General features: G+C 68.8%; 10 protein-coding genes. 3 read left to right on the top strand and 7 right to left on the bottom strand.

The genetic code is table 11. From position 1 onward, the window contains the following. Positions 1-32: 32 nt before the first annotated feature. The 3 genes from KME82_RS24050 to KME82_RS24040 all read right to left on the bottom strand — a co-directional run bounded on the left by KME82_RS24050 (position 33) and on the right by KME82_RS24040 (position 2,481). Positions 33-1,493: an OprO/OprP family phosphate-selective porin gene (locus tag KME82_RS24050; protein ID WP_215496265.1), complete on the bottom strand. Its 1,461-nt coding sequence runs from the start codon at positions 1,491-1,493 to the stop codon at positions 33-35. Between the two features lie 170 nt (positions 1,494-1,663). Beyond that, a complete protein-coding gene (locus tag KME82_RS24045; protein WP_215496264.1) occupies positions 1,664-1,966 on the bottom strand; it encodes a hypothetical protein in 303 nt (100 codons plus the stop codon). Continuing rightward, on the bottom strand, positions 1,963-2,481 hold the full coding sequence (locus KME82_RS24040; RefSeq protein WP_215496263.1) for an RrF2 family transcriptional regulator: 519 nt from the start codon (positions 2,479-2,481) through the stop codon (positions 1,963-1,965). The genes KME82_RS24045 and KME82_RS24040 overlap by 4 nt, the downstream gene beginning before the upstream one ends. Positions 2,482-2,737: 256 nt before the next feature. Between KME82_RS24040 and KME82_RS24035 the strand changes: the two genes are divergently transcribed. Both KME82_RS24035 and KME82_RS24030 read left to right on the top strand, forming a co-directional pair. Next, positions 2,738-3,583: an ABC transporter permease gene (locus KME82_RS24035; protein ID WP_215496262.1), complete on the top strand. Its 846-nt coding sequence runs from the start codon at positions 2,738-2,740 to the stop codon at positions 3,581-3,583. Beyond that, positions 3,580-5,169 (top strand): dipeptide ABC transporter ATP-binding protein, encoded by a 1,590-nt coding sequence (locus KME82_RS24030; protein WP_215496261.1) that lies wholly within the window; start codon positions 3,580-3,582, stop codon positions 5,167-5,169. The genes KME82_RS24035 and KME82_RS24030 overlap by 4 nt, the downstream gene beginning before the upstream one ends. A gap of 259 nt (positions 5,170-5,428) precedes the next feature. Here KME82_RS24030 and KME82_RS24025 read toward each other — a convergent pair whose 3' ends face one another. From KME82_RS24025 to KME82_RS24015, 3 genes are all read right to left on the bottom strand, one after another. Next, the gene (locus tag KME82_RS24025) at positions 5,429-5,677 is read right to left on the bottom strand and encodes a hypothetical protein (RefSeq protein ID WP_215496260.1); all 249 of its coding nucleotides are present in this window, start codon (positions 5,675-5,677) and stop codon (positions 5,429-5,431) included. 177 nt (positions 5,678-5,854) lie between these two features. Next, positions 5,855-7,510: a PA domain-containing protein gene (locus tag KME82_RS24020; RefSeq protein WP_215496259.1), complete on the bottom strand. Its 1,656-nt coding sequence runs from the start codon at positions 7,508-7,510 to the stop codon at positions 5,855-5,857. Further along, a complete protein-coding gene (locus KME82_RS24015) occupies positions 7,503-7,937 on the bottom strand; it encodes a hypothetical protein (RefSeq protein WP_215499193.1) in 435 nt (144 codons plus the stop codon). Before KME82_RS24015 ends, KME82_RS24020 begins: the two co-directional genes overlap by 8 nt. A 365-nt stretch (positions 7,938-8,302) precedes the next feature. On the opposite strand from KME82_RS24015, the gene KME82_RS24010 reads away from it, so the two are divergent. Then, positions 8,303-14,320, top strand: a complete 6,018-nt coding sequence (locus tag KME82_RS24010; protein ID WP_215496258.1) for a beta strand repeat-containing protein — start codon at positions 8,303-8,305, stop codon at positions 14,318-14,320. Positions 14,321-14,578: 258 nt separating this feature from the next. Here KME82_RS24010 and KME82_RS24005 read toward each other — a convergent pair whose 3' ends face one another. Beyond that, positions 14,579-15,577: a pteridine-dependent deoxygenase gene (locus KME82_RS24005; RefSeq protein ID WP_215499192.1), complete on the bottom strand. Its 999-nt coding sequence runs from the start codon at positions 15,575-15,577 to the stop codon at positions 14,579-14,581. Between the last annotated feature and the right edge of the window lie 10 nt (positions 15,578-15,587).

Genomic DNA, 15,587 nt, shown 5'->3' with positions numbered 1-15,587 from the left:
GGTAGCTCCTGTGAGGGAAGGGCGAGGTCGAATCAGAATGCGAGTTGGGCGCGGGTGAAGAAGGCTTTTTCGTCTTCGCGGTCGCGTCCGGCGGCGGCGCCGCCATCGAACTGAGTCTGGGTGTAGTTGGCGACGAGCTTGAGGTTGCCGGTCAGGTACCAGTTCAAGCCCAGTCCCCACGAACGCGCGGCCGCGGCGACGGCGTTGCGGTCGGCGTAACGCGGGAAGGCGTCGTCGTCGATCTCCAGGCGGCCGTAGCGTGCGACCAGTTCAAACGCGCCCCAGCCTGCCGCACCGAGCGTAAAAGGTTGGTTAGGCCGGGCCACGCCCTTGTAGCCGGCGTCTTCGCCGGTCAGCACGTAACCGGCCGTGAGTTGCCAGGCGGTGTGTTCGAGTTCGTCGGCGAACGCGCCGACGCGCACGTCCTGGCTGGAGCTGACGTATTCGCCGAGCAGGCTCAGGCCGTTGCGGTAGTAGAACGCCTGCGGCGACCAGCGCGTCTGCGCGCCGTCGGCGAGCACCGCGCTGCGGTAGTTGAAGAACTGGGTCTGGCCCGGGGTGCGGTAGCGCGGCAGGAAATTATTGCCGTTGCCGCGACGGTCGCCGCTGCTCGCGGCCACGCCGAAGCCCAGGCCCGACAGCGCGTTGCTCGCGTTCTTCCACGGTTCGACGAACACCCGGCCGGCGAGTTCGAATTCGTTGTCGGGATTGACGGTCGGGCTGTCGCGGCCGTCGACCGCGCCGTTGAACACGCCCAGCGCATACGACACCGTCGCGCCGGCGAGTTCGCCCTGCAACTGCACGCCCAGGTCGCGATTGGGCGTGAGCTCGGACGCCAGGCCCAGTTCGATCAGGCCGGTGGAACCGCTGGATTGCAGGCGTTCCAGGCCGACCGGGCTCTTGAACTTGCCGATCCGCACGGTCGCGCGCGGATCGAATTTCAGATCGAAATACGCATCGGCGATGGTCGCGCTGTCGCCGGCGAATTCGGGCGTGAGGCGGAAACCGATCAACGGACCCCAGGTGCCTTCGATGGTCGGCATGATCCGGCGGAACAGGAAGGTGTCGTTCTGCGGCAGTAGTTCGTCACCGATGAAGAAACGGCCGTCGGCCTGGACCAGCGCCTTGAACTTGAGTTCGACATCGCCCGGCGGCGGCGATTTCACCGACAGGCCCTTGCTCGCGCTGAGCGACACAGCCGGCGTGCTCGCGACGCGCGCGGCGTTTTCTTCGGCCTGCAGTTCGAGTTTGCGTTCGATCACCCGCAGGCGTTGGTCGAGATCGCTGAGATTGCCGCTGTCGGCGGACGCATTGGCGACCGCGTCGCCGCCGCCCAGGCGTTGTTCGATCGCGCGCAGGCGCTGGGCCAGTTGCTCGACGGTGAGCTCGTTCGACTGCGCGTGAGCGGGCAAGGCGAGCGCACAGGCCAGCGCGCTCCACAACGAGACGGTCGCGGTGCGTGCGTTGAGCGCAGGTCGAACCCGGGTTTGCATGACGTGCTCCTTCGATCGATGACGGACGTGGATGGGGCCACGAGGTGAGTGGAGACAACAAAAACGCGTAGATCATCGAGGCGCGAATGCCCAGCGCCGACCCCCTAGACCGCGATGTCGCGAACGACCGCCCGCTTCCCCGCGAGCGGTCGCTCAAGTGACGGTGTTGCTTACGCCCACGACTCCTGCGCCGCATCGACTGCGACCCGCTGGGTGCGAGTGATCTCGACAATGCGCGAACCCTGGATGACGACTTCGATCCGACCCGCGCGCAGTTCGCGCACCGCGTTCAACAGTACGTATTCGGTATCGCTGAGGTTGACGATGTTGATCTCGGGTTCCGGATCGCGGGCGATCGGGTAACGCACGGTCGAGACTTGTTGCGCATCGTCGGCGGCGGCGCGTTTGCGCGTCGCGGCCGCCGTTTTCGACGCGGCTTTTGGCTTCGTTCCCGAGTTCGTGCCGCGGTTCACGACAACGCTCCATCGAGACCGAGCGTCGCATCGGCGATCGGCAGCGCGGCGAGGAAATCCGGGGCCAGCGCGAGTTCGCGCAGGCTGCGGCGGTCGAGCACGTCGGAGATCGCATCGCGCGCCTCGCGCATCAGCGAGCGCAGGCTGCACGCCTCCGGGTCGGGGCAGTCGGCGCAGGCCTGGTAGGCGCTGACGCTGGCGCAGCGCACCGGCGCCAATGGGCCGTCGATGGCGCGGATCAGGTCGCCGACCATGATCTGGTCGGCCGGGCGGGCGAGGGCGTGGCCGCCCTTCTGGCCGCGGCGGCTGTCGATGAAACCGGCCTGGCGCAGGTCGACCAGGATGGTTTCGAGGAACTTGCTCGGGGCGCCGCTGTGTTCGGCGATGGTGCGCGCCTGCAGCCGCTCGCGGCGCGGCCGCGGGGCGAGCGCGGGGTCGGTCGGGCGCCGGGCGTGCTCGGCGCGCGCGAGCGCGCACATCGCGCGCAGGGCGTACTTGGCCTTCATCGTCAGCATTTCCCATTCACCATGTAGGGAATGTCGCCGGGTGCGCGGGCCAGGGGAAAAGGTATTGCTTCATCTGCTTATGACCACCCGGCATGTGCCGGGGGGACTGTAGGAGCGGCGCGAGCCGCGACCGCGACATCACGGTTACGCCGAGGGTTTCGTCGTAGCTGTGGTTTCGCGGTCGCGGCTCGCGCCGCTCCTACAGAGGGAAACCCAGCTCCGGCGCGGGCTGGAGCGGGTACGATGCGCGGCAATGCGATCGCTCATGTCCCTGCCGCCGCTGGCGCGCACTTGTCTATTGATACTCGCCGCGCTGGCGGCGCTGTGCTGGCTGGCGCCGCTGCTCGGCCGCTACGGCCCGATCCTGCCCGACTGGGACGCGCTGTCGGCCCGGCCCGGGACCGCCGGGCATTGGTTCGGCACCGACGCGATCGGCCGCGACGTGTTCGCGCGCACCCTGGCCGGCGGGCGCTTGTCGTTGGGCATCGGCTTGCTGGCGAGCGTGGTCGCGTTGGTGATCGGGCTGGGTTACGGCGCGATCGCCGGGCTCGCCGGCGGCTGGGTCGAACGGCTGATGGTGCGGGTGCTCGACGTGTTTTCGGCGCTGCCGTTCCTGCTGGTGGTGATCCTGCTGCTGACCTTGTTCGAACGTTCGCTGCTGCTGTTGCTCGCGGCGATCGGCGGCTATGTCTGGATCGATCTGGCCCGGGTCATGCGCGCGGAGGCCGCGCGGCTGCGCGAGGCGCCGTTCGTGCTCGCGGCGCAGGCGGCCGGGGCGAGTTTCGGCCAGCGCCTGCGCTGGCATGTGCTGCCGAACCTGATGCCGCTGGCATTCGTGTACCTCGGCTTGATCCTGCCGCAGGCGATCCTGGTCGAAAGTTTTCTGGGTTTTCTCGGTCTGTCGATCGACGAGCCGTCGTCGAGTTGGGGCGGCCTGCTCGCCGAAGGCGTGCAGGAACTCGACAGCGCGCCGTGGACCTTGTTGTTTCCGGCGGGATTTCTGGTGACCACATTGGCCGCGTTCCAGTTTCTCGGCGACGGCCTGCGCGATTGGCTCGATGTGCATCGTTCGCCGCAGAGCGATGCGCCGCGCCAGGCCGCGGCCGCATGAGCGCGCTGGTGTCGCTGCATGGGTTGAGAGTTTCTGTCGACAGCAGTGCGACGCAATCGCGGCGTTTGCTCGGGCCGCTCGATATGGAGCTGCATCCGGGCCAGTGCCTCGGCGTGGTCGGCGAAAGCGGCAGCGGCAAGAGCCTGACCGCGCTGGCCTTGCTCAGCCTGTTGCCGGCGCAACTGCGCGCGCAGGGGCGCTTGACTATCGACGGCAGCGACGTCGCGATCGCCAGCGCCGCGCATGCGCGGCTGCGCGGCCGCACCCTGGCCTGGGTGCCGCAGGACCCGCTCGCGGCCTTGCATCCGTTGCGCCGGATCGGCGCGCAGCTCAACGAAACCTTGCGTGTGGTGCGCGGCTTGTCGGCCGCGGCGGCCGGCGCTCAGGCGCAGGCGCTGCTCGAACGGGTGCAACTGCCCGATCCGGCGGCGGCGCTGCGCCGCTATCCGCATCAGTTTTCCGGCGGCCAGCGTCAGCGCATCGCGATCGCGCTGGCCCTGGCGACGCAGCCGCGGGTGCTGATCGCCGATGAGCCGACCTCGGCGCTGGACGCGCGCATCGCCCGCGACATTCTCGATCTGCTCGATCGGCTGCGCCGCGAGGACGGCCTGGCGCTGCTGCTGATCAGCCACGATCTGCCGCTGGTGGGCGCGTATGCGCAGCAGTTGCTGGTGTTGCAGCGTGGCGAGGTGGTCGAGCGCGGCGACACCGCGACGGTGTTCGCATCGCCCGCGCATGCGTATACGCGCGAGCTGCTGGCCGCCGATCGGATCGATGCCTTGCCGCCCGAGCCGATGGTGCAGGCCGATAACGACACGCCGCCGCTGCTGCGCGGCGAAGCCTTGTCGATGCACTATCCGCGCGCGCCGCGGCCGGCGCTCGATGGGGTCGATATCGAACTCAGGCGCGGGCAAGGGCTGGCCCTGGTCGGCGAAAGCGGCAGCGGCAAGAGCACCTTGGGTCGTGTCTTGCTGCGGTTGTTGCGCGGCGCACAGGGACGCGTGTCGATCGAGGGGATCGATCTGGGGTCGTTGGACGCCGCGGCCTTGCGCCGGTTGCGGGCGCGGACCGGGGTGGTGTTCCAGGACCCGTATGCCTCGCTCGACCCGCGCCTGCGCGTGGCCGAGATCGTGGCCGAACCGCTGCGCATCCACGGAACTCTGGACAAGCACGCACGTCGCGCGCGCGCCGCCGGACTGCTGCGCGATGTCGGGCTGGACGAGGCGATGCTGGATCGGTATCCGCACCAGTTCTCCGGCGGTCAGCGCCAGCGCATCGCGATCGCGCGCGCGCTGGCGACCTCGCCGGATCTGTTGGTCTGCGACGAAGCGGTGTCGGCGCTGGACGCGCATCATCGCGCGTCGATCCTGGCCTTGCTCGCGCGGCTCAAGCGCGAACGCGGGCTGGCGTTGTTGTTCGTGACTCACGATCTCGCCGCCGCGGCCGCGGTGGCCGAGCGTATCGCCGTGCTCGAAGGCGGGCGCATCGTCGAGACTGGGCCGACGGCGCAGGTGTTGAAGATGCCGCAGCATGCGCATACGCGCGCGTTGGTGGCGGCGCGGCCGGCGGTGCTTGGGCCGGTCTAGCGAACTGGTTCGAGTGGGCGGCGCGGTCTACGCGCGACGATCAAGCAATTGTGTTCGAGGTGATCGGCGGTCTAAGCCGAAAGCGTCGGGGCTAAAGCCCCTCCCACAAAAGACCTCGGGAATTTGCGCCGGGTCGAGGTTTGCGCTCGCGCCCGCAGCGGTGGACCGTCTTGGCGCGGCGCTTGAATACAGGAAATCGTCACTGCGCCTTGTCGTCGCTGCGCCGCCGCCATCGCGACGGCGCAGCGCGAACGCGTCGTCAGATGATGCCGCCGCCGATGCCGAGCCGGACCAGCGCGACCACGATCACGATGGCGTTGAGCAGCAGGCCGGTCTTGGCGCGGCCGTTGTTTTCCGACTTGGTGAACAACAGGCCGATCGCGGCGATGATCGCGCCGACCGCGGCGAACGGAATCAGAAACCAGTTGCCCCAGCCGAGCAACGGAATCAGGGCCAGGACCATCCACGCCAGCGCGAAAATGCCCCAGAGCAGGCTGATCAATCCCATCGTGTCGTACTCCGCATGCGGCCGGATTGGCCTTGTGGGTGCAACGTAGCGTCTGCGGCGGCGAATTCAAGTGCCGCAGGTCGCCGGCGCCGACATGCTTTCAGCTGGCGCAAAGAAAACCGGCGCCTCGCGGCGCCGGTTTTTTGCAACGCTATAACGATGCCTGGAGCGTGAGGCTTACGGACGCACCGTCGCCGCGCACTGCCGCACCTTGCCCAACTGCGTGGTGGTGATCGCGCCGATCTGCTGCAACTCGGTGGCGTGATCGGAGATGCAACGCAGGTAGAGCGCACGGCTGCCGTGGGCATGAGTCGCGCACAGCTTGCTCTCGGCGGTGATGTTGGCGCCGATGATCAGGCCGGGCGTTTCCAGCGCCTTGACCGTGGTGTCGCAGGTGCCGAGGATCGCGTTGCCCGGATTGAGCGTCCAACCGATGTCGACGAACATCGCCGGGGTCAGATCGACGTCGAACTGGGCCTGCACTTCCGGCGTATCGAACGGTTCCATCAGCGCGTTGGGCTGCAGGTCGGTGTCGAAGTGCGAGAAGGTCGAGCCGACCGCGACGACGGTCGGCGCGTATAGCCGCGTGCGGCCATTGCGGTCGGCGCCTTGCAGGAAGTTCGGATCGACCAGCGCGCCCGCCGTCGCCGGCAGATTGGCCTTGACCAACGCACCGTCGCCCTGCGAGATCATCACCGTGGGAATGGTGATGTCGGTGATCGGCGGAGCCGAGTTGCCCATGCCCGCCACGCCGCCGGTGTTGTTGACGATCACCACCGCGACCGCGCCGTTGAGCTGCGCGTTCTTGGCCTTGACCGCGAAGTTGCAGGTGCCGCGATCGATCACCGCGACCTTGCCGGCGATGGCGGCGGCGTTGACGAACGGGGTTTCGCAACCGTCGCTGACCGAAGCCGCGGCGACGCCGTCGTTGACCAGCACCAGCTGACCGGCCGGGAAGCTGGTCGCCGACGGGGCCGGGCCGAAGTCGGCGAAGCCGATTTCGTAACTGCCCGCGGCCGCGGCCGGTGCGGTCACGTTGAGCACGGTGCGCCGATCCAGGACCAGCGGCGCCTGAGCGTTGACCTGAGCGCCGTTCCACACCGTGCGGCCCGGGGTCTTCATGGCCGTGGCGCGCAACGCGTCGGTCATCGCCGGGTCGTTGAAGGCCTTGTTCTGGACGTTGTCGTAGGCGTTGCTGGTGTAGACGTCGCTCAGGCCCGCGAGCAGCGCGCCGGTGTTCTTGTTGATGAACCCCTGCGCGCCCAGGCCGTGGCCGAGCTCGTGCATGACCACGTTGAGGAAGTTGATCTTGCCTTCCGGGGTCTTGCCGTCCAGGCCCAGGTACCAGCCCGAGCCGGCCAGGCAGTCGGGCTTGCCGAGGTCGCCGTTGAACTGGGAGAAGATGTCGGCCGGATCGTCCGGATCGGGGACGAGGTCTTCGCCGGCGATCGCGTCGGCGAGCGCGGAGTGGTACAGCGTGTTCGGGCGCGAGCCGGGGAAGTCGTTGAGGATCCAGTTGGTGCCGGCCGCGCCGAGGGTGCCGCCGGTGGCGGTACAGGTCAGGCGGGCGAAGGTGGCGTACACCTTGATCTCGACGTTGCTCTGCAGCACCGCGCCCCACGCATCCATCGCGTACTGGTAGACGATGCGGCGCTGTTCGCCGATGGAAACGCCCGGGTTGCCGCCGACCGGAGCGGCCGCGGTCGGGTCGTTGAGGCCCACGGCGGTGCCGTTGTCGCCGTTGATCAGGGTGAGGTTGGCGGCTTGCGCGCTCGGCGCGAGCGCGAAGGCGCCGGCGAGTGCGATGGAAATGGCGAGCAGTGACTTATTCACGCGGCAACTCCCCCTGGTGGGTGGCGGGGGCGGCATCGTCGCTGGGATCGCTGTGCTGGATGACGATCTTGCCGTTCGCGTCGCGGGTGGCGGTCAGCGTGCTCATCTCCGACAGCGGCATCTTGCGCGCGACCGCGCCGTTCGACATGCGGCGCTCGGTGGCGCGTACCTGGCTTGCATTGGCCGGGAAGGTCCCGCGCATGGCGCTGGATTTCGCCGTCGACTTTTGTTGCGTCGCCGCAGCCTGGTCGAGCGCCTGGCTCTCGGCTTCGGTCAGCGGACGCAGTTTTCCGTTTGCGTCGATGCCGACCTTGGAACTGGAAACCGATGCGCCCGAGGTGGACGGTTCGGCGGCTTGGGCCACGCAACAGGTGGCAAGGAGCAAGCCGGGCAATAACAGCCCGACTTTCAAGCGAGTACTCATGATCAATCCCCCTAAGAATTGGCAATGGTGACTCGTTCGGACGGTGTTTCTATACGAACGAATGCGGTTATCTGGCTGAAACAACATCAACCGCGCCCGAGTTTGCGCACGAAACCCGATCGAACACAAGGACGGAAAAGACAGGGCAAAACCGGACATGGTCCGTTTGCTGCGTTGCAGCGTGATGAACAGGGCCATGCTCACTCTGTTCATCAGGCCACAGAATTTATATACCGGATTCGCTGTAAAAAAGTGCACAAAACCGTTTATGGTTTACCAAACCGGTGCCGGGGAGGGCGCGGTCACAAGCATGGTCGCGCTTCGACGGTTCCGAAACCGGTTCTTGTCAGCCATTAGGGGGAAAACGCATGAATCGCAGCACCCTACTGGCGCTGGCTATTGCCAGCGTCATCGGTATGAACGTTGTCGCAGCACCCGTAGCGTTCGCAGGCACGACCTGCGATCTCAACGATGGCGACACCAGTAACGAGAACAACGGCGGCAGCTCCGCCAACGGCGCCGACGCGATCGCGTGCGGCAACGGCAACACCGCCGAGGGCGCGGAAAGCGTATCGATCGGCCAGGCCAACAGCGCCGACGGCGCGAGCGCCAGCGCGCTGGGTTACGTCAACACCGCCAGCGGCGACGACAGCAGCGCGGTCGGCAATTTCAACCAGGCCAGCGGCGCGGGCAGCAACGCCTTCGGCCGCGGCAACCTGGTGCTCGGCGACAACGCCAACGCTTTCGGCAGCAACAACAGCGCCGACGGCGCCGGCGCGGTCGCGCTGGGCGGCAACAATTCGGCGGCGGGCGTGGGCGCGGTGGCGGTCGGCAACGACAATGCCGCCGACGGCGACGGCAGCCACGCCTCGGGCGGCGGCAACATCGCCGCCGGCGCCGCGTCGCTCGCGGTCGGCAGCGGCAACACCGCCAGCGCCGACGATGCGACCGCGGTGGGCCGGATCAACGAAGCCAGCGGCACGGGCGCGACCGCGGTCGGTTTCGTCAACTCCGCCACCGCCGACGGCGCGAGCGCGCTGGGCACTTTCAACAGCGTCACCGGCGTCGGCGCCAACGGCGTGGGCCGCGGCAATCGGGTCGAGAGCGAAAACGGCAATGCCTTCGGCGGCGACAACGTCGTTACCGGCGTCAACGCCACCGCGCTGGGCAACAGCAACACCGTCAGCGGCGCGCGCAGTCTCGCCGCCGGTGTCGGCGCGCAAGCCACCGCCGACGACGCGGTCGCGCTGGGCAACGGTTCGGTCGCCGATCGCGCCAACACGGTCTCGGTCGGTGCCGCCGGCAGCGAACGTCAGATCACCAACGTCGCCAACGGTACCCAGGCCAACGATGCGGTCAACCTGAGCCAGTTGCAGGCGCTCGGCGACGGCTTCGTGGTGCGCGGCACCCAGACCGGCGCGAACAGCGTCGCCGCGGGCGCGGGCAGCGAATCCAGCGGCGCCGGCAGCAGCGCGCTCGGCAGCGGCAGCGTCGCCAGCGGCGCGGACAGCACCGCCGTGGGCGCATCCAACGCCGCCAGCGGCAGCGGCGCCAGCGCGGTGGGTTTCGTCAACACCGCCAGTGCCGACGACAGCAGCGCGCTGGGCAATTTCAACCAAGCCAACGCCGTCGGCGCGAACGCCGTCGGCCGGCTCAACCTCGCCACCGGCGTGAACAGCAACGCGGTGGGCGGCGACAACATCGCCAGCGGCGACAATGCCAGTGCGGTCGGCAGCCTCAACGAAGCCGGCGGCGCCAACAGCAACGCCTTCGGCAGCGGCAACATCGCCAGCGGCGTCGGCGCGGCGGCACTGGGCACCGACAACACCGCCAGCGCCGACGATGCCAGCGCGATCGGCGTGGCCAACGAAGCCAGCGCCAACAGCGCCAGCGCGGTGGGTTACGTCAATATCGCCAGCGGCGCCAACGCCAGCGCGCTGGGCAACTTCAACACCGCCACCGGCAGCGGCAGCGTCGCGGCGGGCCGCGGCAACACCGCCAACGGCTTGAACAGCAACGCGATCGGCGGCGACAACACCACCGACGGCGACAACGCCACCGCGATCGGCACCGGCAACCTCGCCAATGCCGCCAACAGCAACGCGGTCGGTAGCTTCAACCAGGTCGACGGCGACGCCGGCAACGCGTTCGGCGCCAACAACACCGTCACCGGCGCGAACGGCAATGCCTTCGGCGGTGACAACACCGTCGACGGCGCCAACGCCACCGCGATCGGCAGCGGCAACACCGCCAGCGGCGCGAACAGCCTTGCCGCCGGTTTCAACAGCCAGGCCACCGCCGCTGATTCGGTTGCGCTGGGTTCCAACTCGGTCGCCGATCGCGCCAACACGATCTCGGTCGGCGCGCTGGGCGCCGAGCGTCAGATCGCCAACGTCGCCGACGGCACCGACGACACCGACGCGGTCAACGTGCGTCAGTTGCAGGACGCGATCACCACCGCCGGCGACGGCTTCGTGATTCGCGGCACCCAGACCGGCACCGACGCGGTCGCAGCCGGCGTGGGCAGCGAAGCCAGCGGCGACAACAGCAGCGCATTGGGCAACGGCAGCCTCGCCAGCGGCGCAAACAGCACCGCGGTGGGCAACCTCAGCATCGCCAGCGGCGACAACGCCAGCGCGGTGGGTTGGGGCAACACCGCCGGCGGCGCGGAAAGCGCGGCGTTCGGTACCTTGAACGATGCCAGCGGCGACTTCTCCAGCGCGTTCGGCTACGTCAATCAGGCCGTCGGCGAGAACAGCAGCGCGTTCGGCAATTTCAACACGGTGCTCGGCGCGGGCAGCAATGCCTTCGGTTCGACCAACCAGGTGAACTCGGCCAACGCCAGCGCTTTCGGCAACGCCAATGTCGTCGACGGCGCCAATGCGACCGCGATCGGCAGCGGCAACACCGCCAGCGGCGCCAACAGCCTCGCCGCCGGCTTCAACAGCCAGGCCACGGCGGCCGACTCGGTCGCGCTGGGTTCCAACTCGATCGCCGATCGCGCCAACACGGTGTCGGTGGGCGCGGCGGGCGCGGAGCGCAACATCGCCAACGTCGCCGATGCGACCGCGGCGACCGATGCGGTCAACCTGCGTCAGTTGCAGGCGATCGGCGACGGCTTCGTGATCCGCGGCACTCAGACCGGCGCGAACAGCGTCGCGGCCGGTGCCGGCAGCGAGTCGAGCGGCGCGGGCAGCAGCGCATTGGGCAGCGGCAGCGTCGCCAGCGGCGACGACAGCACCGCGGTCGGCGCGGCCAATACCGCCAGCGGCAGCGGTTCCAGCGCGGTCGGTTTCGTCAACACCGCCGGTGCCGACGATGCCAGCGCGTTCGGCAACTTCAACCTCGCCAATGGCGTGGGTTCAAATGCGTTCGGTCGCCTCAATACGGTCAACGGCGTCAACGGCAATGCCTTCGGCGGCGACAATACCGTCGATGGCGCCAACGCCACCGCGGTCGGCAACGGCAATACCGCCAGCGGCGCCAACAGCCTCGCCGCGGGTTTCAATAGCCAGGCCACCGCTGCCGACTCGGTCGCACTGGGTTCCAACTCGATCGCCGACCGCGTCAACACGGTCTCGGTCGGTGCGGCCGGCGCCGAGCGTCAGATCGTCAACGTCGCCGACGGTTCGCAGGCGACTGACGCGGTCAACGTGCGTCAGTTGCAGGCGATGGGCGACGGCTTCGTGATTCGCGGCACCCAGACCGGCGCGAACAGCGTCGCGGCCGGTGCCGGCAGCGAATCCAGCGGAGCGGGCAGCAGCGCGCTGGGCAGCGGCAGCCTCGCCAGCGGCGCGGGCGCATCCGCGCTCGGCGGCGGCAATACCGCCAGCGGCGACGACAGCACCGCGGTCGGTGCGGTCAACGAGGCCAGCGGCAGCGGTTCCAGCGCGGTCGGTTTCGTCAACACCGCCGGCGCCGACGACGCCAGCGCGTTCGGCAACTTCAACCTCGCCACCGGCGTGGGTTCGAACGCGTTCGGTCGCGGCAACACCGTCAACGGCGTCAACGGCAATGCCTTCGGTGGCGACAATACCGTCGCTGGCGCCAACGCCACCGCGATCGGCAACGGCAACAGCGCCAGCGGCGCCAACAGCCTCGCGGCCGGTTTCAACAGCCAGGCCACGGCGGCCGACTCGGTGGCCTTGGGTTCCAACTCGATCGCCGACCGCGCCAACACGGTGTCGGTGGGCGCGGCGGGCGCGGAGCGCAACATCGCCAACGTCGCCGATGCGACCGCGGCGACCGATGCGGTCAACCTGCGTCAGTTGCAGGGCGCGATCAGCACCGCCGGCGACGGCTTCGTGATCCGCGGCACCCAGACCGGCGCGAACAGCGTCGCGGCCGGTGCCGGCAGCGAGTCGAGCGGCGCGGGCAGCAGCGCGCTGGGTTACCAGAGCGTCGCCAGCGGCATCGATTCCACCGCGGTCGGCCGCGCCAACGTCGCCAGCGGCGCCGAGAGCGTGGCGGTCGGTACGGTCAACGAAGCCACCGGAGACTTCTCCAGCGCGATCGGTTACGTCAACCAGGCCGGCGGCGAAAACAGCAGCGCGGTCGGCAACTTCAACATCGTGACCGCTGAAGGCGCCAACGCCTTCGGTCGCGCCAACCAGGTGACGGCGCGCAACGCCAACGCGGTCGGCGGCGACAACGTGGTCTCGGCGGAGAACGCCAACGCCCTCGGCAACGGCAACACCGTCGACGGTGTCAACGCGACCGCGATCGGCAGCGGCAACACCGCCAGCGGCGCCAACAGCCTCGCCGCCGGTTTCAACAGCCAAGCCACGGCGGCCGATTCGGTGGCCCTGGGTTCCAACTCGATCGCCGACCGTGCCAACACGGTCTCGGTCGGTGCGGCCGGCGCCGAGCGTCAGATCGTCAACGTCGCCGACGGTTCGCAGGCGACCGATGCGGTCAACGTGCGCCAGCTGCAGAACGCGATCACCACGGTCGGCGACGGCTTCGTGGTCCGCGGCACCCAGACCGGCGCGAACAGCGTCGCGGCCGGTGCCGGCAGCGAAGCGAGCGGAGCGGGCAGCAGCGCGCTCGGCGACGGCAGCCTCGCCAGCGGTGCGGGTGCGTCCGCCCTGGGCGCCGGCAACACCGCCAGCGGCGACGACAGCACCGCGGTCGGTGCGGCCAATGAAGCCAGCGGCAGCGGTGCCAGCGCGGTCGGTTTCGTCAACACCGCCGGTGCCGACGATGCCAGCGCGTTCGGCAACTTCAACCTCGCCACCGGCGTGGGTTCGAACGCGTTCGGTCGCGCCAACACGGTGACCTCGGTCAACGGCAACGCGATCGGCGGCGACAACACGGTGAATGGCGACAACGCCACCGCAGTGGGCAACGGCAACACCGCCACCGGTGCCAACAGCGTGGTGCTCGGCAACAACAGCCAGACCACCGCGGCCGATTCGGTCGCGCTGGGCAACGGCTCGCTCGCCGATCGCGCCAACACCGTGTCGGTGGGCGCGGCCGGTCGCGAGCGCCAGATCGTCAACGTCGCCGCGGCCAGTCAGGACACCGACGCGGTCAACCTGTCGCAGCTCAACAACGTGATGGGCGTGTTCGGCGCCGGCGCCAGCTTCACCGGCGGCGTGTTCGTCGCGCCGACCTACACGATCCAGGGCAGCGCGTTCAACGACGTGGGCTCGGCGTTCGGCGCGGTCGACGGCCGGATCACCGATCTGTACGGGCGCATCGCGGCGATTCCGGCCGGTCCGCAAGGCCCGCAGGGGCCGCAAGGTCCGCAAGGCCCGACCGGCCCGCAAGGTCCGCAGGGCCCCGACGGTCCGACCGGCCCGACCGGTCCGGGCGGCTCGCCGTTGTCGGCGAACTACGACGATGCCTCGCGTAATCAGCTGACCCTGGAAGGCGCCAACGGCACCCGCGTGTCCAACCTCGCCGACGGCACCGCGCCGACCGACGCGGTCAACCTGCGGCAGATGCAGGCCGGCGACGTCGCCTCGGTGCAGACCTCCACCAACTACACCAACACCCAGATCCAGCAGGCCAACACCCGCGCCGATGCCGGCGATGCGCGCACCTTGCAGTCGGCCAACAGCTACACCGACCAGCGCATCAACGGTCTGAGCCTGGACTTCGGCACCTTCCGTTCCGAGGTCAACGATCGTTTCGAAGACCTCGATCGTCGGGTCAGCCGCAACGGCGCGATGTCGGCGGCGATGGCGCAGATGTCGGCCAACAACGCCTACGCCAAGCCCGGTCGCGGTCGCTTGTCGGTCGGCGCCGGTTTCCAGGAAGGCGAAAGCGGCCTGGCGATCGGTTACGGCCGCCGCATCAACGAGAACGTGTCGATCAGCATCGGCGCGGCGTTCTCGGGCTCGGAGAGCTCGGGCGGTGTGGGCTTTGGGGTCGATTTGTAAGAGCGCGGGAATCGGGAATCGGGAATGGGGAATCGTAAGAGCGGCTGACGATTCCCCTTGCCGATCACGCCCGATACGAAACGCAATAAAAAAAGGGAGGCTTCGGCCTCCCTTTTTCTTTGTCTTGCCTCAAGCTCTTTCCCGATTCCCGATTCCCGATTCCCGATTCCCGATTCCCGATTCCCGATTCCCGATTCCCGATTCCCGATTCCCGATTCCCGATTCCCGATTCCCGATTCCCGATTCCCGATTCCCGCCCTACCCATGCACCCCGTCGATCTCCACCCGCAGCTCATGCCGGCAGATCGCCGCATGCAGCAGGATGCGCGGAACGCGGTTGCCATAGCGGCGATCCAGCGCCGCGGCGACGGTGTCGATGTCCTGCACGTCGCGCACGTAGACCTTCAGGCAACTGCCGGCGCCGAACGCGGACGGCAGGTTCGGCCAGCGTTGCCGCGCGGCGTCGATCAGGCTGTCGAAGTTGGTCAGGGTTTCGTCGAGCTGGGCCAGCACCGATTCGACGTGCCTGGACTCATGGCCGACCACGGCCGCGGTGCCCGACAGCAGCAGCGGCATCGCGCCGGGCTGCGGCGGCAGCATCGCGCGGGCGAAGCTCGGCGACTGCGGGCCGTACTGGCGCGGATAACGGTAAGCACTGACCTGGCGCGGGTTTTCCAGCGGCGTGCCGGGCGTGCGCGAGGCCAGCCAATACACCTGCAGACGGCGCGCGCCGTCGACCCGGCCGATCGCGGTCGCGGCCGGCAAGCGCGGGATCGGGAAGTCGCCCAGGCCGGCCGCGCGGCCGACGCAGAACACCCGGTAGCGTTCTTCGTCGCCGTGGCCCAAGGTGATGCCGTCGAGGTAATTCCAGATCCGCAGCAGGTGCGGATAACCGCGCTGGGCGGTAAACGCGATCAGCTTGCGGTACAGGTACTCGGCCGCGCGCGCGATCTCGCCGTTGGTGGCTTCGCCGGGCAGCGGTTCGGGTTCGTCGAGTTCGATCACGCCGAACTGCAGCGCGCCGTCCTCGGACCAGGCCAGGTCGCCGTCGCGGCCGCTGGACACCGGGCCGCTGGCGCGCCAGCGTTCCAGCCGGCGGTCGCCGAACGGCTCCAGCGCCACGCGCAGGTAGCGCGGGTCGTTGTGATGCGGCGCGTCCTGACCGAAGCCGAACACCGCCAACGTGTCGTCGTGCGCGAGCAACTGCTCGGGCGTGCCGTCGAGGTAGTCCACCTGCAAGTGCGGGCCGCTCAGCATGGCGGGCGCG

The organism is Lysobacter capsici (assembly GCF_018732085.1).
Lineage (GTDB): Bacteria > Pseudomonadota > Gammaproteobacteria > Xanthomonadales > Xanthomonadaceae > Lysobacter > Lysobacter capsici_A.
This window is presented reverse-complemented; position numbering and strand designations above follow the sequence as displayed.

Coding starts and splice junctions, on each gene's coding strand:
- KME82_RS24005 (WP_215499192.1), bottom strand. CDS start 15,577: ATGCTGAGCGGCCCGCACTTGCAGGTGGACTACCTCGACGGCACGCCC.
- KME82_RS24040 (WP_215496263.1), bottom strand. CDS start 2,481: ATGCTGACGATGAAGGCCAAGTACGCCCTGCGCGCGATGTGCGCGCTC.
- KME82_RS24050 (WP_215496265.1), bottom strand. CDS start 1,493: ATGCAAACCCGGGTTCGACCTGCGCTCAACGCACGCACCGCGACCGTC.
- KME82_RS24010 (WP_215496258.1), top strand. CDS start 8,303: ATGAATCGCAGCACCCTACTGGCGCTGGCTATTGCCAGCGTCATCGGT.
- KME82_RS24025 (WP_215496260.1), bottom strand. CDS start 5,677: ATGGGATTGATCAGCCTGCTCTGGGGCATTTTCGCGCTGGCGTGGATG.
- KME82_RS24035 (WP_215496262.1), top strand. CDS start 2,738: ATGTCCCTGCCGCCGCTGGCGCGCACTTGTCTATTGATACTCGCCGCG.
- KME82_RS24030 (WP_215496261.1), top strand. CDS start 3,580: ATGAGCGCGCTGGTGTCGCTGCATGGGTTGAGAGTTTCTGTCGACAGC.